This is a genomic window from Pseudomonas danubii, assembly GCF_042980055.1.
Classification (GTDB): Bacteria; Pseudomonadota; Gammaproteobacteria; order Pseudomonadales; family Pseudomonadaceae; genus Aquipseudomonas; species Aquipseudomonas danubii.
Map to the genome: position 1 here is coordinate 2,317,977 of NZ_CP116502.1, position 20,474 is coordinate 2,338,450.

The 20,474-nt window shown below is 63.4% G+C and carries 17 protein-coding genes; 11 read left to right on the forward strand and 6 right to left on the reverse strand.

The features are described 5' to 3' along the window. Nucleotides 1-41: 41 nt before the first annotated feature. From fecA to PFZ56_RS10780, 3 genes are all read right to left on the reverse strand, one after another. On the reverse strand, nucleotides 42-2,402 hold the full coding sequence (gene fecA / locus PFZ56_RS10770; protein WP_170001135.1) for a TonB-dependent Fe(3+) dicitrate receptor FecA: 2,361 nt from the start codon (nucleotides 2,400-2,402) through the stop codon (nucleotides 42-44). Between the two features lie 133 nt (nucleotides 2,403-2,535). After that, on the reverse strand, nucleotides 2,536-3,501 hold the full coding sequence (locus PFZ56_RS10775) for a FecR domain-containing protein (RefSeq protein ID WP_170001134.1): 966 nt from the start codon (nucleotides 3,499-3,501) through the stop codon (nucleotides 2,536-2,538). An 8-nt stretch (nucleotides 3,502-3,509) separates the two neighbouring features. Beyond that, nucleotides 3,510-4,028, reverse strand: a complete 519-nt coding sequence (locus tag PFZ56_RS10780) for a sigma-70 family RNA polymerase sigma factor (RefSeq protein ID WP_394304634.1) — start codon at nucleotides 4,026-4,028, stop codon at nucleotides 3,510-3,512. Between the two features lie 190 nt (nucleotides 4,029-4,218). Between PFZ56_RS10780 and PFZ56_RS10785 the strand changes: the two genes are divergently transcribed. The 11 genes from PFZ56_RS10785 (at nucleotide 4,219) to PFZ56_RS10835 (ending at nucleotide 16,895) form a co-directional block, all read left to right on the forward strand. Then, nucleotides 4,219-4,524, forward strand: coding sequence for a DUF3649 domain-containing protein (locus tag PFZ56_RS10785; RefSeq protein ID WP_102861711.1), 306 nt, complete (start codon nucleotides 4,219-4,221; stop codon nucleotides 4,522-4,524). Further along, the gene (locus PFZ56_RS10790) at nucleotides 4,521-6,086 is read left to right on the forward strand and encodes a PepSY domain-containing protein (protein ID WP_170001132.1); all 1,566 of its coding nucleotides are present in this window, start codon (nucleotides 4,521-4,523) and stop codon (nucleotides 6,084-6,086) included. Before PFZ56_RS10785 ends, PFZ56_RS10790 begins: the two co-directional genes overlap by 4 nt. Then, nucleotides 6,086-6,412, forward strand: coding sequence for a DUF3325 domain-containing protein (locus PFZ56_RS10795; protein WP_102878419.1), 327 nt, complete (start codon nucleotides 6,086-6,088; stop codon nucleotides 6,410-6,412). Before PFZ56_RS10790 ends, PFZ56_RS10795 begins: the two co-directional genes overlap by 1 nt. 14 nt (nucleotides 6,413-6,426) lie before the next feature. Continuing rightward, nucleotides 6,427-7,002, forward strand: coding sequence for an RNA polymerase sigma factor (locus tag PFZ56_RS10800; protein ID WP_102878420.1), 576 nt, complete (start codon nucleotides 6,427-6,429; stop codon nucleotides 7,000-7,002). Continuing rightward, entirely contained in the window at nucleotides 6,999-7,988 is a 990-nt protein-coding gene (locus tag PFZ56_RS10805) for a FecR family protein (RefSeq protein WP_102878421.1), read from the forward strand. Before PFZ56_RS10800 ends, PFZ56_RS10805 begins: the two co-directional genes overlap by 4 nt. 168 nt (nucleotides 7,989-8,156) lie before the next feature. Beyond that, complete coding sequence (locus PFZ56_RS10810) at nucleotides 8,157-8,564, forward strand: biopolymer transporter ExbD (RefSeq protein ID WP_060837609.1); 408 nt, start codon at nucleotides 8,157-8,159, stop codon at nucleotides 8,562-8,564. Nucleotides 8,565-8,568: 4 nt separating this feature from the next. Next, on the forward strand, nucleotides 8,569-9,339 hold the full coding sequence (locus PFZ56_RS10815) for an energy transducer TonB (RefSeq protein ID WP_102878423.1): 771 nt from the start codon (nucleotides 8,569-8,571) through the stop codon (nucleotides 9,337-9,339). Nucleotides 9,340-9,382: 43 nt separating this feature from the next. Beyond that, nucleotides 9,383-11,623 (forward strand): TonB-dependent receptor, encoded by a 2,241-nt coding sequence (locus PFZ56_RS10820; protein WP_110596044.1) that lies wholly within the window; start codon nucleotides 9,383-9,385, stop codon nucleotides 11,621-11,623. Nucleotides 11,624-11,651: 28 nt separating this feature from the next. Beyond that, nucleotides 11,652-12,290 carry a MotA/TolQ/ExbB proton channel family protein gene (locus PFZ56_RS10825; RefSeq protein ID WP_110653400.1) on the forward strand — a complete coding sequence of 213 codons (639 nt, stop codon included), beginning with the start codon at nucleotides 11,652-11,654 and terminating at the stop codon, nucleotides 12,288-12,290. A gap of 147 nt (nucleotides 12,291-12,437) precedes the next feature. Next, complete coding sequence (locus PFZ56_RS10830) at nucleotides 12,438-14,141, forward strand: bifunctional UDP-sugar hydrolase/5'-nucleotidase (protein WP_170001131.1); 1,704 nt, start codon at nucleotides 12,438-12,440, stop codon at nucleotides 14,139-14,141. A gap of 315 nt (nucleotides 14,142-14,456) precedes the next feature. Further along, a complete protein-coding gene (locus PFZ56_RS10835; protein WP_170001130.1) occupies nucleotides 14,457-16,895 on the forward strand; it encodes a TonB-dependent receptor in 2,439 nt (812 codons plus the stop codon). A 34-nt stretch (nucleotides 16,896-16,929) separates the two neighbouring features. On the opposite strand, the gene PFZ56_RS10840 is transcribed toward PFZ56_RS10835, so the two are convergent. From PFZ56_RS10840 to PFZ56_RS10850, 3 genes are all read right to left on the reverse strand, one after another. After that, nucleotides 16,930-17,694 (reverse strand): phosphatase PAP2 family protein, encoded by a 765-nt coding sequence (locus PFZ56_RS10840; protein ID WP_346010512.1) that lies wholly within the window; start codon nucleotides 17,692-17,694, stop codon nucleotides 16,930-16,932. Nucleotides 17,695-17,809: 115 nt separating this feature from the next. After that, the gene (locus tag PFZ56_RS10845) at nucleotides 17,810-19,084 is read right to left on the reverse strand and encodes an OprD family porin (protein ID WP_110596048.1); all 1,275 of its coding nucleotides are present in this window, start codon (nucleotides 19,082-19,084) and stop codon (nucleotides 17,810-17,812) included. A 475-nt stretch (nucleotides 19,085-19,559) separates the two neighbouring features. Continuing rightward, nucleotides 19,560-20,435: an AraC family transcriptional regulator gene (locus PFZ56_RS10850; RefSeq protein WP_110596049.1), complete on the reverse strand. Its 876-nt coding sequence runs from the start codon at nucleotides 20,433-20,435 to the stop codon at nucleotides 19,560-19,562. Nucleotides 20,436-20,474: the final 39 nt, after the last annotated feature.

Consider the following 20,474-nt stretch of genomic DNA (forward strand, 5'->3'; position numbering starts at 1 on the left):
GGCCTGCATTGCAGGCCCGTTTTGTTTTGTGGCGAGAAAAGTCAGAACGCCACTGACGTTTGTACATAGAGCGTGCGTGGTTCACCCACGTACTTGCCCTTGTTGTTGTCGTCGAAGGAGCGGGTGAAGTACTGGTGGTTGAAGATGTTCTTCACGCCCACCGCGACATTCAGGTCAGACAGCTGCGGGCCGAAGTCGTAGCCGGCACGGGTGCTGAACAGCATGTAGCCGGGGATGCGGCCGTTGCTGCCGTCGGCACTTTCACGCGAGGTGTTGGCGTTGTCGGCGAACTGGCTGCTCTGGTAGCTGCTGTCGAGGTTGAGCTTCCACGGACCTTCGGTGTAGCTCACCCCCAGGGTGCCCTTGTGCTTGGAGGAGAAGGGCACGCGGTTGCCCTTGTTCGGACCGTCCTCACGAATCGTGGCATCGACGTAGGCATAGGTGGCGTAGACATTGAAACCGGCCAGCGCCGGATCGAGGCCGTCCAGGGCGTAGTTGATGCTGCTCTCGATACCCTGGTGGCGGGTTTCGCCCCGGGCGATCACCGTGTCGTTGGTCTGGTTACTGTCGTACTGGTTGTCGAAGTTGATCAGGAAGGCGCCGATCTCCGCCCGCAGGTTGCCATCGTCATAGCGGGTGCCCAGTTCCCAGGTGCGGGCTTTTTCCGGTTTGACCTCGCCGCTGGCCACCCGGTTGGGCATCTGGCTGTATTGCACGCTGCCGAAGGAGCCTTCGGTATTGGCGTAGAGGTTCCAGCTCTCGTTGAGGTGATACAGCACATTCAGCGCCGGCAGCGCGGTGTTGTAGTCGCCCTGGTATTTGACGTGGGTGAGGTTGTTGCTTTGCTGTGACTCGATCATCTCGTAGCGGATGCCCGGGGTCAGGGTCCACTTGCCGATATCGATCCGGTCGTCGACGAAGAATGCGTGGGCCTCGGTGCCGCCACGGGTATCCCGGTCGTTGCGACTGTTGCTGGTGGGCAGTTGCTGATTGGCGGTCAGCGGTGTGCGATAGCGCAGTTCATGCCCGGCTTCGTTGATGTAGCGGTAGCCGACGCCCACTTCATGGCTGCTGTCCCCCAGGTCGAAGCCTTGGGCGAAGCGGGTTTCCAGGCCACGGACCCAGTACTCGCGGGGTGACAGGGAGAGGAAGCTGCCCTGGTCCAGGTAGCCGCTGCGCAGGGTCTTGGTGAAGAAACTGTTGACGGTGAACTCCCGGCGATCTTCCTGATAGCGATAACCGACATTGAACATCGTGCGGCGGCCCCAGAATTTGTCATAGGGACGGGTGGACTGATACGGATCGGCCTTGTAGTCCGCCACGTTCAGGCCGCCGGGCATGTCCGCTTCACCCTCGTAGTACTGGGCCATGGCATTGAAGCTGTTGGCCTCGTCGAGCTGGTACTTGCCCTTGAGAATCAGGTCGTCGATCTGCGTGTCGCTGTGTTCGCGCCAGTCGCCGCCGCGGGTGCCGGAGTACAGCAGGGCGCCACCCAGGCCATTGTCGGCCGTGCCGCCGGCCAGCAGGTTGGCGCTGGTCTTGAAACCGTCATGGCTGGAGGAGGGGCTGGTCTCGGTCTGAAAACCACCCTTGACCGTTGGCGCATCGGGAATCGCCCGGGTCACGAAGTTGACGATGCCGCCGACGTTCTGCGGGCCGTAGCGCACGGCACCGCCGCCACGCACCACGTCCACGGCATCCATGTTGCCCATGCTGATGGGGGCAAACGACAGTTGCGGCTGACCGTAGGGGGCGAACGGTACCGGGATGCCGTCCATCAGCACCGTGGAACGCGAGGCCAGACGCGGATTGAGGCCGCGAATGCCGAAGTTCAGGGCCATGTCGTGGCTGCCGGTGCCGTTGTTGTCCGGTGCATTGACCCCGGGAATCCGATTGAGCACATCCCGGGCCTGGGTCGCGCCCTGACGCTCGAACTCTTCCCGCCGAATCACATCCCGGGCGCCGGGGTGCTCGAAGACATCGCTCTGCCGGGCATCGCCGAGCCAGTCACCGACCACGCTGGAGGCCTCCAGTTGCACCGACGCCGGGGCTGCCTCGGGGTTGGCCGGTTGCAGGCTGAAGGCATTCTGGCCCTCGGCCCGGGCTTGCAGGCCGGTGCCTTGCAGCAGGGCTTTGAGGCCCTGTTCCGGGCTGTAGTTACCTTCCAGGCCACGACTTTGCACGCCACGGGTGACCTCTGAGCCGAAGGAGATCAGCACCCCGGCTTCACGACCGAACTGGTTCAGCGCGCTTTCCAGGCTGGTCGGGGCAATGTGGTAAGGCTTGGTCTCGGTGGTGGCGGCCAGGACCTGGGGCAGGCTGGCCAGACTCAGGCTGGCGCCCAGCAACAGGTGACGCAGGGTACGGGCCAGGGGCGTGAGGCGGATGGGTTGCTCGGTCATGAACGGCGATCCTGAGAAGGGGGAATCAAGGTGGCTTTCCCTCTCTGTCACCCGAGCCGGGCAAAACGGCTCAACGGCCATGAAAAAATCTTCCTGAGCGAAAGAACCAGCGACGGATGGTGGTTCCCGACAATCAGGCCCGGGCCTCGACCGTGACCCAATAGCGGGTAAAGCGCCGCACCCTGACCGGCAGGCTGATGGCCAGCAGGTCGAGAATCCGCTCGCTGTCATCCAGTGGATAACTGCCTGAGATCAGCAGGTCCGCCACCTGGGCATCGCAGTTCAACTGGCCACGACGGTAGCGCCCCAACTCGTCGAGGAAATCCGCCAGGCGCATATGGGCCGCCACCAGCATGCCTTCGCTCCAGGCACCGCTGCCGGCATCCAGCGCTCGGGGCGGCTGCCAGCTGCTGTGGGTGAAATTCAGTTGTTGTCCGGCCGCTACCTGAGGCGGCATTGCGCTGTAGTGCGCCGGCGTCACGCTGACCGTTCCGGAAAACACCGCCAACTGACTGTGCTCCTTGAACTGGCGCAGGTTGATTCGTGCGGCAGCGGGGCGGACCTGCCCCTGGGAAGTCTGTACCACCAGCGGCCGGGCGTCCTGGCCGGCGCTGAGCATGATCTCGCCCTCCAGCAGACGGATCAGTCGTTGCTGTCCATCGAAACGCACATCCACCGCGCTGCTGGTGTTGAGTTGCAACTGGCTGCCATCGCTCAGTTGCAAGGTGCGCCGCTGGCCCAGGGAGCTGCGGTAGTCCGCCAACAGCGGCGGCAGCGGGTTGTGTTCCCGCAGGCCCCAGGCGGCGGCCGAGCCGGCACCGAGAATCAGCAACAGCTTCAGGGCCTGGCGCCGGCTGGCGGATTTCGGTGCATTCAAGGCCGCGTGGGCCAGGGGCGAGGACAAGCCGCGCAAGCGCTGATTGACCCGTTGGATATGCGCCCAGGCTCGCTGGTGTTCGCTATGGGCGTCGTGCCATTGCTGCCAGGCCGCTTGCTGGCGTGGGCTCAGGGGGCCGCCTTGCATTTCGATCAGCCAGTGCACGGCCTGTTCGGCCACGGCGTTGCTGAAGTCGGGCTGGCCATTGAGGTGTGGGTTCATCGAGGCGCTCACAGGGCGAAATAACAACGCATGGCGGCTTTGTTCAGATGACGTTTGACTGTGGCGATGGAGATGTTCAATTGCTCGGCAATCTGGCCGTAGGTCAGGCCATCGAGCTGACACAGCAGGAAGGCCCGCTTGACCGGGCGTGGCAGGCCGTCGAGCAAGGCGTCCAGCTCCATCAGGGTCTGCAGGATGATGGCCCGTTCCTCCTCGGAGGGGGCCACCTGTTCCGGCATCTGCGCCAGGGTTTCCTGATAGGCCCGTTCCAGGTCCTGGCGTCGGTAGTGGTTGAACAGCACCCGTTTGGCGATGGTGGTGAGAAACGCCCGGGGTTCGATCAGGGTTGGTGTTTCCCGGGCGCTGAGCACACGAATAAAGGTGTCCTGGGCCAGGTCGGCGGCACTGTGGGGGCAGCCGAGCCGGTGCCGCAACCAAGTGTTCAGCCAGCTGTGATGGGCTTGGTAGAGGCCTTCGACGGTAGCGCAATGGGACAAGTCGGACGCTCCTGCACCCACAAGGCGCATAAGAGAACAAGAATTGTTCGCATTGTAGTGTTGAGACAGGGCATTCGGCAATCAGCCCGTACCGACAGAAAGGGGCCGCGTTGTCGGTGTTTTTTTGCACATGAGAATATTTATCATTAGTATTGTGCGCCTGTTTCTCCCCGACGGCCTGCGCAGTGCCCCGGGCATCCCCTCGCTGCAAGGTTCAAACATGAAAAGCAAGGCCGGCGGAGTTCCCGCTTCCTATCGTCTGGCAGTGGTCTCGCGGGTCTGTGCCGCGGTCCTGGGTGGTTACCTGCTGGCGGCGCTGTCCAGCGTCTGCCTGACCCTGCTGCTGCCCATTCCCCGGGCCGACGCCGTGCTCAGCGGGATGATGGCCTCCTTTGTGTTCTATCTCTTGGCGGTGCTCTGGTGCTTCGCCTGTCGCACTGCCTGGCAGGCCTGGTTCGGCCTGTTGCTGCCAAGCCTGGTGCTGGCGCTGGTCGCCGGCAGCGCCTATTGGGTGGCCTTGCCATGAAGGAAGGTTTGCGTCAGTCCATGGCCTGGCTGCACACCTGGGCCGGGCTGGTGTTCGGCTGGTTGCTGTTCGCGATTTTCTTCACCGGAACCCTGTCCTACTTCAAGGAGGAAATTACCCACTGGATGCAGCCGGAGGCCCCGGTTCGGGCCGTGCATGCCGATATCAGCCTGGATCTGGCCCAGCGTTACCTGGAACAGCACGGCCAGGGCGCGCAGCGCTGGTTCATTACCCTGCCCGATGCGCGCCAGCCGCTGCTATCGGTGGCCTGGCAGGCGCCGAGCGCCCCGGGCGAGCGCGGCGAGTTCACGGAAAAACTCCTGGACCCCAGCACCGGCAGCGAACTGCAGGTGCGCGATACCCGTGGCGGCGAGTTCTTCTACCGCTTCCACTTCCAGTTGCAAATGCCTTATCCCTGGGGCCGCTGGTTGTCGACCCTGGCCGCCATGGTGATGTTCGTGGCCCTGATCAGCGGCATCATCATCCACAAGAAAATCTTCAAGGACTTCTTCACCTTCCGGCCCCGCAAGGGCCAGCGCACCTGGCTCGACGGGCACAACGCGGTGGGTGTGCTGGTGCTGCCATTCCACTTGATGATCACCTACAGCAGCCTGGTGATCTTCATGTCCATGGTCATGCCGGCGAGCATCCTGGTGGCCTACAAGGGTGACAGCAATGCGTTCTTCAAGGACTTGCGGCCGGCCAGCAACAGCATCCCGGCGGCTGGGCAGCCGGCAGTGCTGACGGCCCTGGACCCGCTGCTCAAGCAAGCCTTGGCACAGTGGCCGGGGGGCCATGCGCAGCGCCTGGTGGTCAACCACCCGGGGGATGTGAATGCGTCGGTGCACGTCATGCGCCACAGCGCCGACCGGGTGGCCCGGGATCTTGGCAGCAGCGTGTCGTTCAACGGGGTCACTGGCCAGCCGTTGGACGCCAGCCCCGAACAGTCCCTGCCCATGGCCATCGGCGGCAGTTTCTATGGCTTGCACATGGGCCTGTTCGCCGGTCCGGTGTTGCGCTGGCTGTACTTTATCTGCGGCCTGGCGAGCACCGCGATGATCGGCACCGGGCTGGTGATCTGGCTGGGCAAGCGCCAGCTCAAGCACGCCAAGAGCGGGGTCATGCCCTTCGAGCTGCGCCTGGTGGAAGTGCTGAACATTGCCAGCATGTCCGGGCTGGTGCTGGCGGTGGCCGGCTTCTTCTGGGCCAACCGGCTGTTGCCGGCAGCCTTCGCCGAGCGCGCTGAGTGGGAGGTCAACAGCTTCTTCATCCTGTGGGGCCTGAGCCTGGTGCATGCCGTGGTCCGGCCCGGGCGGCGTGCCTGGGTCGAGCAATTGAGCCTCGCCGCCTTGCTGTTCTCCAGCATCCCCTTGCTGGACGCTGTGACCAGCCCGAGCCTGATGGACGGCTTCATGGTGCGTGGCGACTGGATGCTGGCGGGCTTCGACCTGGCCTGCCTGAGCAGTGGCCTGTTCCTGGCCTGGGCTGCGCGCAAGCTGCATCGCGGCCAGCAAGCACCGGCCCGGCAGCGGCCTCTGCCCCCTGACACCGAGGTGAACTGATGTTGCTGGCGCTGCTGTTGTGTTTTAGCGGATTCACCGGCCTGTGCCTGTCCCTGGACCGGCATCACGGCGAACTGCTGGGGCACAAGCCCACGACTCGGCGCCAACAGGGCCTGCGCCTGGGAGGCTGGTTGTTGCTGGGCCTGTCGCTGGCGGCGGCAGTGCAGGGCACCGGCTGGAGCCTGGGGCTGGTGCAGTGGTGCGCCGTGCTGATGTGCAGTGCCTTGCTGCTGGTGTTGCTGCTGCCCTATCGCCCGCGTCTGGTGCTGTCGATGGCGGGGGCCAGTCTGTTGGCCTGCCCCCTCGCGGCCCTGGCCCGGTTCTGAGGGAGCGGCCCGTGATGAGCGCCCTGCCACCGGAACCCAGCGACCTGGATCACCCCGATCTGCGGGGCAGTCGTGCGCATTTTCTGCAGGTGTTCCTGTCCCAGCGTTCGCAGATGGAAGCCTTGGTCAGCCGCCGGGTCGGCTGCCGGGCCACCGCCGCGGACCTGGTGCAGGACCTGTTCCTGCGCTTCTGGCGCCGGCCCCTGGTGCAGGTCGAAGAGCTCAGCACCTACCTGCTGCGCTGCGCCGGCAACATTGCCATCGATCACTTGCGCAGCGAAGGCGCGCGGGTGCGGGTCAGTGAAGGCTGGCTACCGGAACAGCAGGACAACCAGGGCAGCGAGCCCCAGGCCGCCCTGGAAGCCGGCAATGACTTGCGACACGTGGAGGCCGCCCTGCGCAGCCTGCCGCAGCGAACCCGGCAGATCTTCCTGCTCAACCGTATCCACGGGCGCAAGTACGCCGAGATCGCCAAGGTCATGGGCCTGTCCCAAAGCGCCGTGGAAAAACACATGATGCGCGCCCTCGAAGCCTGCAAGGCCAGCCTGCGGGAACCTGCGCCCCCGCGCACGCCAAGGAATGCACCGTGAATCAGCGCTCCCGTGTCATCCCGACGCCGGCCCAGGAACAGGCCGCCCTGGCCTGGCTGAGCCTGCTCCACGATCAGCCCAGCAGTGGCGACCAGGCCACCTTCAGCCAATGGCTGCAGGCCGATCCGGCCCACGTCGAAGCCTATGCCCAGGCCCAGGTGCTGTGGGAGTTGAGTGAACAGCCGGCGCGGACCCTGGCGGATGAAGACGCCTTGGCCCTGCAGGGCCTGCTGCGCGCCATGGACGGAGCCCGTGCTCGGGCCCGACGGCGCTGGTCGGCAGGGTTGGCCATGGCCGCCAGTGTGCTGCTGGTGATCGCCCTGGGCGCCGGCTGGCAGCCGGGCCGTTGGCTCGATGACCTGGGCGCCGATTACGTTTCCGCGCCGGGTCAGGTACGCACGGTGATTCTTGCCGACCAGAGTCAGGTCACCCTGGACGCCGACAGCGCCATTGCCGTGGACTTCAGCCACGGCGAACGGCATGTGCAGTTGCGTCGTGGTGCCGGTTTCTTCAGCGTCAGCCACACGGGCGCGCCCTTTGTGGTGGCGGCCGGGGAGGGCGAAGCGCGGGTCCTGGGCACCCAGTTCGAAGTGCGTCTGCAAGCCGACGGTGCCCAGGTCACGGTGCTGTCCGGGCGTGTCGCGGTCACCGCCGCCAAAGGCGCGGCGCAGCAGGTGCTCGGTGCCGGCCAGCAGGTGGCGTACGGTCATGGCCAGGCGACCCCGTTGCAGGGTGTCGACAGCGAAGCGCAACTGGCCTGGCGCCAGGGTTGGCTGAACTACTACCACGCGCCCCTGGCCGAGGTGGTGCAGGACCTGCGGCGCTATTTCCCCGGACGCATCCTGCTGCTCAATGACCAACTGGCAGCGCGCCGGGTCAGTGGCAGTTTCTCCAGCAAGGACCCTCAGGCGGTCCTCGATTCCCTGCAGGCGGCCTTAGGGTTCGAACAGCACCAAGTCCTCGGCAGGTTCATAGTCCTGCGCTGAAAGGCCCGTCCCAGAGCTCCCGAACATTCATCGATATCACACCTTTCTGTCACCAAACCGTTATATCAGGCGCGGATGATCTGCGGATTCCTGAGCACATGGTCAGGATCGGCGAGGGTTGTGATTCAGCTCTCACAAGGGAGGGAAGGCTGAAGCGGGAGCAAGACGATGCGCAGCTGGGATGTCGCAAAAAAGAAGAAGGCCCACATCGAAATCATTCCGATGATCGATGTGATGATGTTTCTCCTGGTGTTCTTCGTACTGATCAGTCTCAACGTGATTCCCGCCGTGGGAATCAAGACGCAGTTGCCGGTGGCCAGTACCGCGCAACAATTGAAGCCGCAAAACAAGGCGGTGATTACCCTGGGTCTGCAAGAGCGCCTGCAACTCGACGGTCAGGACCTGGATGAAGGGGCGCTGTTGGCACAACTTAAAGTGCTGAACAACGGCAGCGAAAAGTTGGTGATCATTATCAACAGCGATCAGGGCGTGGAAGTTAAACGCCTGGTTTCGGTGATGGACTTGCTCAAGGGCAATGGCTTCTCTTCCGTCTCCATCGCTACGCGCAAGTCCTGACGCCATGTTCGGTTTATATAGAACTCGCAAGTGGCTGGCGTGCCTGCTGCCGGCCGGCCTGTTGTTGCTGGTGATCTATGCCAGTCAGTTGCAACAGTTGCAGATCAAGCCGGTGTACGACGAAAGCACGGTGGAAATTGCCCTGGTGGATGCGGCGGAACTGGTGGCCGCGGCAGAGCCACCACCGCCTGAGCCCGAGCCGCTGCCGATCGAGCCCGAGCCACCGCTGGTGGTGCCCGAGGAAGAGCCGCTGGTGATCGAGCCGCCCAAGCCCAAGCCGGTGGTCAAGCCCAAGCCCCCAGCGCCCAAGCCGTTGCTGGCCAAGCCGCAACCACCCAAGCCGGCTCCGGCTCAGGTGGCCAGGAGTGCCCCCGCGCCGCAGCCGGCGGTGGTTGCAGCACCGCAACCGGTGGTGGCGCCAGCGGCTCCCGCACCGGCTCCGGCCCCCGCACCTGCGGCGCCCGCCAGTGCAATCAAGGAAAGCCTGTACACCGCCGCTTTGCGCAAGGAACTGGAAAAGCACAAGCAATACCCCAGCGGCCGCGAGGCCTCGCTGCAACGTCCCCAGGGCGATGTGGTGATCTGGCTGGAAGTCGATCGGGCCGGCAACGTGCTCGACAGTGGCATCGAAAACAAGGCGCCGAACATGTTGCTCAATCGCGCGGCGCAAACCAGTTTGCGCCGCGTGGAGAAAGTTTCACCGTTTCCCTCGGACGCGTTCTCCGGCAAGAACAAGCAACGTTTTACCGCGACCTTTAGTTACAACGTGGAATAAACCCATCACCTATTAACGAAAGTTGTAAGCAAGGGATTGACCCGTGAAGATCAATAAACTTTATGCCCTGCTTCTGGCATCGGGCCTGGGCAGTTTTGCGCCATTGGTTTTGGCCGACGATACAGTTGACGTCGGTTCGGTGAACGTTGCCGGTAAACAGACCCTGGGCAACGGCCACATGATCAAGGAAGAAAGCGCCAAGGGACGTTCCACCGTGACCAAGGAGGCCATGGACCAGATGGCCCCCACTGCCAACGCCGTGGACAAGCTCAAGTACACCCCGGGGATCAACGTTTCCAGCACCGACGCCACCGGCCTGAGCGGCACCAACTTCACCATGCGCGGGATGAACTCCGACCAGGTCGGGCTTTCTGCCGACGGTTTCCCGATCAACGATTCGGGGGACTACAGCATCTACCCGAACCTGATGGGCGACCCGGAGAACTTCAGCGAAGTCTTCGTCACCCAGGGCTCGTCCGAAGCCGACGGCCCGCACATCGGCTCCAGCGGCGGCAACATCGGCCTGGTGACCGTGCGCCCGACCAAGGACTTCGGCGTGTTCGCCAAGCAGTCCATCGGCTCGAACAACGTGCGCAAGAGCTTCGCCCGTCTCAATACCGGTGACCTGGGCGGCTTCAAGACCTGGGTCTCGGCGTCCCACACCGAGGGCGATAAGTGGCGCGGCAAGGGCACCCTGCGGGCTGACAAGGTCGAGTGGAACACCCTGTTCGAAGACGGCAACGGCAACTCCACCAACGCCATCGTCAAGTACAACCAGCAGGAAAACTACAACTACAACAGCCTGAGCAAGGCCCAGTTCCAGAACCAGGGCCGGCGCCTGGACTACTCGGAAAGCACCGTGTTCAAGAACGGCAGCGTGTCCCAGTCCTACAAGCTCAACCGCAACCCTTTTGAAAGCCTGACCGCCTCGGTGACCCAGCGCTTCCAGCTGCGCGACGACCTGAGCCTGACCTTGAACCCCTACTACGTGTGGTCCAACGGCGGCAGCTTCAGCGGCCAGACCGCCACCAGCTTGTCCGCCAGCTCGAACAAGGCCGGCAACTACGACCTGAGCGGCTTGCCTGCCGGCACCTACTACCGGCCGTCGTGGACCGAAACCTGGCGCCCCGGGATGACCACCAAGCTCAAGTGGGATCTCAACGAAGAGCACAGCCTGGACGTCGGCTACTGGTACGAGCGCGCCCGCCAGCGCCAGACCCAGCCCTTCATCGGGATCAAGGGCAATGGCGCTCCGGAAAATGTCTGGGGCGACTACAACGGTTCCGACCAACTGGTGGACCGCAACGGCGCCACGGTCCAGGGCCGTCACCAATACACCGTGACCCCGGCGCAGAAACTCTGGGTGCAGGACACCTGGCAGGCGACCCCGGACCTGACCCTCACCGGAGCCCTGGCCTACCAGTACGTGGAACGTGACGGCAACAACCTCGGCAGCCTCACCGACAAGCCGGAAAAACGCGACGCCAAGTACCACGAGTTCCTGCCCAGCTTCAACGCCAAGTACCAGATCGACCCGAACAACCAGGCCTTCTACAACGTCACCCGCAACATGCGCACGCCGCCCAACTATGTGCTCTACAACAAGGGCGATTCCATCAGCCTGAAACCCGAGCTGAGCTGGAACCAGGAACTGGGCTGGCGCTACAGCGAAGACAACATGGCCCTGAGCGCGACCCTGTTCTACATCAGCTTCAAGGACCGGCAGATCTCCACCACCGACGTCAACGGCGACTATGTGGTGGCCAACGTTGGCGAAGTGAAGAACCGCGGCCTGGAACTGGAGTGGAGCGGCAAGTTGCCCCACGACTTCAACTACTACGCCTCGTACACCTACACCCAGTCCGAGCAGATGGACGACCTGAGCAACAAGAACGTGCTGCTGCCCACCTCCGGCAAGCAACTGGCCAACGTGCCGGAAAACATGTTCAACCTGAGCCTGGGCTACGACGACTCGCGCTACTACGGCAACGTCGTCGGCAAGTACGTCGGCGCCTTCTACGGCGACCTGACCAACGACGAGAAGATCGCCGGCCGCACCGTGGTGGATCTCAATGCCGGTATCCACTTGCCGGTGGACAAGAAAGTGCTGAAGTCCGCGACCCTGCGCTTCTCCATGCTCAACGTGTTCGACAAGGAATACCTGGCCTCGACCCGCACCGTGTCGTTCAACACCCAGCGCACCAATGGCCTGGCACCGAGCACGGCCTATTACAACGTCGGTGAGGAACGCACCGCGATGGTCTCCCTGGAAGCCGGGTTCTGATGGCCTTAGGGCCCAAGAGGAAATGACGATGGACATGAATCTGCTGCACGACATCACCTTCTACACCATGTACGGCGCCGCTGCGATTGCCGCCTTTATCGCCGTGGAACGCGGCATCTACTTCAGCTTCAGCCTGCGCCAGGCGAAGAAACTGGAGGCCGTACTCAACCCGAAAATGCACAGCGTCGACGACCTGCCCGCCGAGCTGCGCCAGCGCAACAGCCTGCCCCTGGAGATGGTCGCCGAGCTGTTCGCCCACAAGCAGGGGCTGGCCAGCCACAAGGACCTGGAAGACCTCAGCGAGTCGATCTACATCGCCACCCGCAGCAAGCTGATGCATGGCTTGTGGCTGCTGGAAACCGTGGTCACCGCCGCGCCCTTGCTGGGCCTCTTGGGCACCATCCTGGGGATCATCGACACCTTCAAGGCCCTGGCCGAGACCGGCGTCAGCGACCCGGGCGAAGTGTCCAAGGGCATCGGCACCGCGCTCTACGCCACGGCCCTGGGTATCGCCATCGCCCTGGGCAGCATGATTTTCCACAACCACTTCCAGGACCGGGTCGAGCGCATCACCGACCACCTGAAGATCCTGTTGCTGCGCGCCGGCATGGGCACCGCCCTGAAGGCCCCCGCACCCACGGTCCACGGCAATCTGCAACCGGCCTGATGACCTGACGTGACCTGTAGCCGCTGCCGTAGGCTCGGGCCGCGTTCGGACGATCGACGGCGAGCGCTGTTCCCCAGCGCTCGTCTCTGTCCGATCCAGGCCTGTGTCAGCGGCCTTTTTTTTGCTGATCTGCCAAGGATTTCTTTCATGTCCCGTCTTCGTCCCATGCCCCGGGTGCTGGGTGCACTGACCCTGGCCCTGGTTACTCTGGCCGGTTGCAGCTCGCTGCCGCGCGAGCCGCAACCGGTGGCGGTGAACATCGTCGCCATCAACGACTTGCACGGCTATTTGCAGGCCAACCCCTTCAGCTACAAGGACCCCCAGGCCCCGGGCGGGGTGCGCAAGCTTGCGGCCGGCGGTATCGCCACCCTGGGCGGCATGCTCAGCCAGCTGCGCCAGCAGGACCCGCAACTGCTGTTCATCGGCGCCGGCGATCTGGTGGGCGGCAGCCCGCCGCTGTCGGCCATGTGGGCCGACGAGCCGACCCTGGACGCCTTGCGCCAGATGGGCATGAAGCTCAGCGCCATCGGCAACCACGAACTGGACAACGGCAAGGCCGAGTTCCTGCGCCAGCTCAATGGCGGCTGCCAGTCATCGCGGCCGGACAAGGCCTGCCAGTTCCGCCCGAACTACCCCGGCAGCGGTTTCCCCTACCTGGCGGCCAACCTGCTGGACAGCGACACCGGCCAGCCGCTGTTGCCGGCCTACCGCATCGAGGAGGTGCGCGGGGTCAAGGTGGCCTTCGTCGGCGCGGTGCTGCGGGACGTGGCTTCGGTGGTCAGCGCCAAGGGCATGCGCGGTTTGCAGGTGGCCGATGAAGCCCAGTCCATTAACCAGTTGATTCCCGAACTCAACGCCAAGGGGGTCAACGCCATCGTCGCCGTGGTGCACCAGGGCGGCGCGACCCCGGAACCTTTCGATAAGCAGGACTGCTCGCAGTTGAGTGGCGATATCGTCGACGTGGCCAAGCGCCTGGACCCGGCGGTGGACGTGTTGATCAGCGCTCACTCGCACCAGGGCTACCTGTGCAAGGTCGGGCCATTGCTGGTGACCCAGGGCAATGCCTACGGCCATCTGTTGACCCACCTGACCCTGCAAGTGACCCCGGGCCAGCACCGGGTGACGAGCATCCAGGCCCTTAACCTGCTGGCCGATCCGGCCCGTTATCCACAGGACCAGGACTTGGCGAAGCTGCAACAGGAGGTCGAGGCCCGCAGCAATCAGGTGCTGCTCCAGCCGGTAGGGGCGATTGCCGCCTCGCCGATTGCCCGGCGCGCCGACAATGCCGGGGAAATGCCCATCGGCGACCTGATCGCTGATGCCCACCTGGCGGGTGGCCGGGCCAACGGTGCGCAAATCGCCTTCATGAACACCGGCGGCATTCGCAGCGACCTGGCCCTGGAACCGGGGCAGACCCAGGTGAACTATGGGCAACTGGCGACCTTGCAGCCGTTCAACAACAACCTGATCGCCTTCGACCTCACGGGGCGGCAGATCGAACAGGTGCTCAACCAGCAATGGAAGGGCGCGGACGATGCCAACATCCTGCAAGTGTCCCAGGGCTTCAGTTATCGCTGGGACGCCCAGCGCCCGCTGGACAGCCGCGTAGTGCCCGGCAGCCTGCGCCTCAACGGCAAGCCACTGCAGGCCGATGGCAACTACCGACTGGTGATGAATGGCTTCCTGGCCGATGGCGGCGACCGCTTCAGCCTGTTCAAGAGCGGCCGCAACCGCAGCGACCTCGGGCTCAGCGATCTGGACGCGATGCTGCAGTACCTCAAGGCCATGGACCAGCAGGGCCAGCCGGTGGGTTCCAGCACCAGCGCCGGGCGCATCCAGCGCCTCAACTGACACCAGAATCGCCCCGATCCTTGTAGCCGCTGCCGAGCCTGCGAGGCTGCGAAAAGGTCCGCAGGACCTTGCTTGGCGATCTCCCGCCAAGCCAGCAGCGGCCTCAAGACCGCCGCGACCACTTCGTCGGAGTGCCGCCCAGCTCGTTCGCAGCCTGCGCCAGCGGCTACAAGGAATGCATCGGGCGGGGGGGCGTTTTCGCCATCGTGAAAATATTTTCAAAAAACAGGTGAGGTCTTTGCGTTCGAGCCACGTGTAGTGCTTGAAAGTGCGACTAATTCGCATTCATGGCTTTTTTACACGCGAGTCTCAAGCATGAAGTCCAGGGCACATTCGGCGGCAAACGCTTCGGTCAAACGGTGGTTCGGCGCTTCGGCGCTGGTGGTGTCGGGGTTGGCGTGGCTGCCCCTGAGCGTGGCGCAGGCGGCCGAGGCCGGCAGTGCGCAACACGGTGCGCTGTTCAACTTTGCCATCGTGGCCAAGCCGCTGCCCCAGGCCCTGAGCGATTTCACCCGGGTCACCGGGATCAGCGTGGTCTACACCGACGAAGCGCCTTATGCGTTCAAGGCACCGGCTCTGAGCGGCCCGTTCAGCGCCGAACAGGCCCTGCAGCGTCTGCTGGGCGGTTCCGGCTTCACCTACCGGCGCAGCGACGCGCACACCCTGGTCCTGGAGCCCTTGCCCAGCAGTGGCGCACTGAACCTGGGGGCCACCAGCATCACCACCCCGGGCCTCGACGACAGCACCAGCTACCAGCCGCCGGCCACCACTTCGGTGGCCCGTTCCCAAGCGCTGAACCAGGAAATCCCGCAGATCATCAACGTAGTGCCGGCCCAGGTGCTGCGGGACCAGACCCCGCGCAATCTGGACGATGCCCTGAAGAACGTCAGCGGCATCACCCAGACCAACACCCTGGGCGGCACCCAGGATGCGGTGCTGTTGCGCGGCTTCGGTGACAACCGCAACGGTTCGATCATGCGCGACAGCATGCCGGTGGTGCAGGGCCGGGCGCTGAATGCCACGGCGGACCGGGTGGAAGTGCTCAAGGGCCCGTCGTCTCTGCTGTACGGCATCCAGGACCCGGGCGGGGTCATCAACATTGTCAGCAAGAAGCCTGAATTGCAGCAGTCCACGGCCCTGACCGTGCGCGGCTCGACCTACGGCTCGGGCAAGAACGGCAGCGGCGGCAGCCTCGACACCACGGGGCCGCTGGGTGATTCCGGGCTGGCCTACCGCTTGATCGTCGACCATGAAGACGAAGACTACTGGCGCAACTTCGGCACCCATCGCGAATCCCTGGTGGCGCCGTCCCTGGCCTGGTACGGCGAGCGCACCAAGGTGTTGCTGGCCTATGAGCACCGCGAGTTCCTGACCCCCTTCGACCGTGGCACCGCCATCGATCCCAAGACCAATCACCCGCTGGACATCCCGGCCACCCGACGCCTGGACGAGCCGTTCAACAATATGGAAGGGCGCTCGGACCTGTATCGCTTTGAAGTCGACCACGAGCTCAGCGACGACTGGAAGGCCCACTTCGGCTACAGCTGGAACCGCGAGACCTACGACGCCAGCCAGGTGCGCCTGACCGCGGTAAACGCCAACGGCACCCTGACCCGGGCCATGGACGGCACCCAGGACGCCCTGACCACCGACCGCTACGCCACCGTCAGCCTGGAAGGCCAGGTGCAACTGGGCGGTATGCGCCACGATCTGGTGTTTGGCCTGGATGATGAGTACCGCAAGATCTACCGCGCCGACCTGATCCGGCAGAAAAGCCGGACCACCTTCAACTACCTGAACCCGGTCTACGGCCGGGAAGTGGCCGGAACCACGGTCAGCGCCAACGACAGTGCGCAGACCGACCTGTTGCGCAGCGACTCGCTGTTTTTCCAGGACGCCATCCACCTTACCGACCAGTGGATTCTGGTGGGCGGCGGACGTTTCCAGGAATACGACCAGTACGCCGGCAAGGGCCGGCCGTTCCGGGTCAATACCAACAGCAACGGACAGAAATTCGTGCCGCGGGCCGGTCTGGTGTATCGCTACACCGACCAGTTGTCGCTCTACGGCAGCTACACCGAGTCGTTCAAGCCGAACTCCAGCATCGCCGATCTGGCCGGTGGCAGCGCGGTGCTCGACGGCTCCATCGCCCCGGAAGAAGCCAAGTCCTGGGAGCTGGGGGCCAAGCTCGACATTCCCGGGCGCGTCACCGCCAGCGCGGCGCTGTTCGATATCACCAAGCGCAATGTGCTGGTGACCACCGCCACCGCAACCGAGACGGTCACCAGCGTCGCCGGTGAGGTGCACTCCCAGGGCCTGGAACTGGACCTGACCGGGCAGCTCACCGATCAGTGGAGCCTGATTGGCAGCTACGCCTACACCGACACCGAAGTGACCAAGGACACCCAGTACAAGGGCAAGCAACTGCAGAACGTGGCCAAGAACACCGGCTCGCTGTCGGCGGTCTACGACTTCGGCAGCCTGATCGGTGGCGACCGCCTGCGCGTCGGCGCCGGGGCCCGTTATGTCGGCGAGCGCGCCGGGGATGCGCCCAACAGCTTCGACCTGCCGGGCTACACCGTGGCCGATGCCTTTGCCACCTACGACACCCGGGTCGAAGGGCAGAAGGTCAAGTTCCAGCTCAACGTGAAGAACCTGTTAGACAAGACCTACTACACCTCGTCGGCCAGCAAGTTCTTCGTGTCCATGGGGGATGCCCGCCAGGTGTCGCTGTCGAGCACCCTGGAGTTCTGATGAGCACCCTGATCCAGGGCCTGGCCGTAGCGCCTTAGTCGGCGCCCAGCGCCAGGGCTTGCGCTTGCGCCGCACAGTCGCCGCTGGCAGTCAGGCCCTTGGCGCGAACGGCCAGCAGCTCTTGCCGGGCGACGGCGAAGTCGGCCTGGAAGGTCGGATCGGTGTGCAAGCGTGCCACGGTGGTCGCGCCAATCTCGCGGCCTTCACGGACATCGCTGTACCAGTGCACGTTGCACACCATGCGGCTTTCCGAATAGGCCCGGCCACGGGCCCAGAGCGCGTTGCCGTGCTCGGGGGCCAGTTCGCTCAACAGCAGCGCCCAGGCCCAGCCGATGGCGCTGTGGCCCGATGGGTAGGAACCATCCGCGGCCAGCTTGGCTTCATCTTCCGGGGTGCAACTGGGCTGCTGGTTGTAGACGAAGGGCCGGGGGCGCTGGTAGCGCTTCTTTGCGCTATAGGTGGCCAGCCCGGCATCGGTCAGGGTCCGGCGCAAGACTCTGTACAGCGCAGGTGTTTGCTGTTCGCTGATTGGCGCATCCAGCGCACAGGAAAACGTCTCAGCGGCGGCGGGGAATTTCAGGTTGGCATCGCTGATGGCCAACGCCCAGCGTTTGCTGCCACGCAAGGCCTGGCTCTTTTCAGCCATGCTCTGGTCCAGCGCGAAGGCTGGCGTGCCCACCGCAGGAGGTGGTGGTAACAGCGACAGACTATTGGGCAGATCCTGCTGTTTCAGATAACCGATCAAGTAACCCGGTCGGAACTCCGGGACGCTTTCCGTTTGGCTGGTTTGTTTGGCCACGGCGGAGTGGATCAGACTTGAAAACAATAGACCGGCCAAACAGTTCGATAGTAGGCGTTGCATGTGGATATCACCTCTAGGAGTTTGATTCGCTACATGGGTTCTGCTTGTTGGGTTACTTGATGTTCCAGGCGTAATTGAACATCAGCCGTGTATCATCGGTGTCGCGAATGAAGTTCTTGGCATAGTTGGAGCGATAGTGTGCGGTGCGCAGGCGCACACTCAAGTTTTTCAGTGGGCCTTGTTGCACGACATAACGCAGTTCGTTATCCAACTCCCATGACTTGCCAATGGTTCGGGTGCCGGTGATTTCGGCATGGCTGCCGGATATATAGCGGCTGTTGATACTCAGTCCCGGCAAACCCAGGTTGGCGAAGTCATAGCCATAACGAAGTGCCCAGGAACGTTCCTTGGCATTGGCGAAGTCACCCAGTACCGATAAGTTGATCAAGTTGGCATCGGCGCCCAGGATGTTGGCATAACCGGTGTCTCCCAACATTCGCTGATAAGCCAGGCCAAGGCTGTGGCCTTTATAGGCATAGCCGAGTAGCCCCTGCAGAGCGCGGTTGTCGATCTTGCCGCCTTTGGCATTGCCATAGTCGTTCATCAGGCTCAAGCGCAGATCGCTGCTGAACGTCCCCGCGCCCCAGGGGCTCTTGTTGACCAGGGTGAAGACCTGCTGGCGGTAGATGTCCTCCAGTTGGGCGACATGCACCCGCGCCAGCCATTGCTTGTGGAACCGATAGTCGACGCCCGCCATGTCGAAGTGTTCTGCCGTTGCCCCCTGACCCTGGAAGCGCCGGTTCAAGGGGCTCAAGGTCAGCGGCGTGTACTGCGTGGCGTTGCGCTGCATGACCCGGCTCAGGCGCCCGGCGGTCAACTCCAGGTCATCGATTTCATTCGAGGTCAGCAGCCCGCCTTCGAAAATCTGCGGAAACAGGCGGCCGTCGTTGGGTTTCAAGGTGGGCAGTACCGGTGGCACCAGCGCGCCGAACTTGAACAGGGTCTTGCTGGCCTTGAGCTTCCCGGCCAGGGCCAGTTTCCAATAGTCATCCTCTGCCCGGCCATCGCGTCCCACCTTCAGCAGCCCGGTGCCGGTTCGGCCAGGCGCGGAGTCCAGCTTGATGCCGAGCATGCCGATGGCGTCGGCACCCACACCCAGGCGGCCCTCGGTAAACCCCGAGTCCAGGCGCAAGAGCAAACCTTGTGCCCATTCTTCACGGCTGGGCGCTGTGCCTTCGCGATAGTCCCGATTGAAGTAATAGTTGCGCAGTTCCAGGCGCGCGCTGCTGTCTTCAAGCAGTTCGGCTTTTACCGGGATGGCCAGCAGCCCGGCGCAAAGTAGGGTAGAGCGGTTGAGCCATTGTCGTGGCCAGTGTCTTGAAGGCATTTCATCGTCCTCTGTTTTTGTTGTTTTAGGAGAAAGGCGATTGGGGGCTGATGTGTTGAGTCTTTGCAGCTTTGTTTAAATGTGATGAAGGGTGGGTGAAGTTGTGGGTGTGGCTTTTTTGGGGTTGAAGTTGATGGGGGTGAAGGCGTGTGGCTGTTTGTTGAATCTTTGCGTAATGCCGGGGATTCAAGGCCTAAAGACTAAGTTGGGTCTGGGGTTAAACAAGAATCATCAGTTCTGTGAATGGGGTGGTAACTGAAGTTTTAAAATAATTACCTGTTTATGTTTTTGTTTGTCATACAGGTACTTGTTAGAAGTGCTCTTTTATAGAGGGCAGCGTAGGAGTTTATTAATTGTTTGGTAGGAGTTGTCCTGTTTAGGTAAAGAATTTGAGTAATTTACTTATTCAGGCGTGCCGATGCGGACTTTGGCATAAGAAGGGGCCTACAGAGGCGGGTCAGGATTAAGCCGAACCTCAGCGCAGGAATGCCAGGCGGTAGTCCCCCGGTGTTCCACCCAGGGCCTGGCGGAAGCGATTGTTGAAGTGGCTGGCACTGGCAAAACCACAGGCCAGGGCAATCTCCCCCAGGGGCTGGGCAGTGCTGCGTAGCAGGTGCCGGGCCCGGCTCAGGCGCCGGGCCAGCACATATTGATGGGGCGGCAGGCCGAAGCTTGCGCGGAACATGCGGGCGAAGTGGTACTCCGACAGCGCACACAACCCCGCCAGTTGGCCCAGGCTCAGGGGCGCGTCCAGCTGGCTGTCGATGTAGTCCACCAGCAGGCGGCGCTGGTGCGCGGCCAAGCCGCCCTTGAGCCGGGCACCCTGGCGCAGGCCCACTTGATTGAGCAGGGCATGGCAGAGCATCTCGTGGGCCAGGCTGCTGGTGAGCAGGCGCTCGCCGGGCTCGTCCCAATTCAGGCGGACCAGTTGCGCAAAGCGCCGGGTCTGCTCGGGGTCGTCGACAAAGGTGCTTTCGCGCAGTTGCATTGCCCGGGGTTCGCGGTCCAGCAGGGTGACGCAACCCAGGGCGAATTGTTCGGGGCTGAAATACACGTGGGCCAGGCGGATATCGCCGTTGATCACCCAGGCCGATTGGTGCTCGGCAGGCAGGATGCACAGCTTGCCCGGGCCGCCTTTGCTGCCCGGCTGATCGCGGCGAAAGGTGCCGGTGCCGCCGGCCAGGTAGCAGGACAGGGTGTGGTGGCCGGGCGCCTCATATTCCTGGGCGTCGTGATGGTTGCTCCACAAGGCTGCGGACAAGCCGTCTCCGAGCTCGGCGCTATGCTCCAGGCGAGCATGGGGCGAGCGGTTCAAGGCTTGGAAGACTTGCAGGGTATCCAATGCGGGCATGCTGTTCGAGTCGGCAAGGGGTCCGGTTTCCGGTGGTTT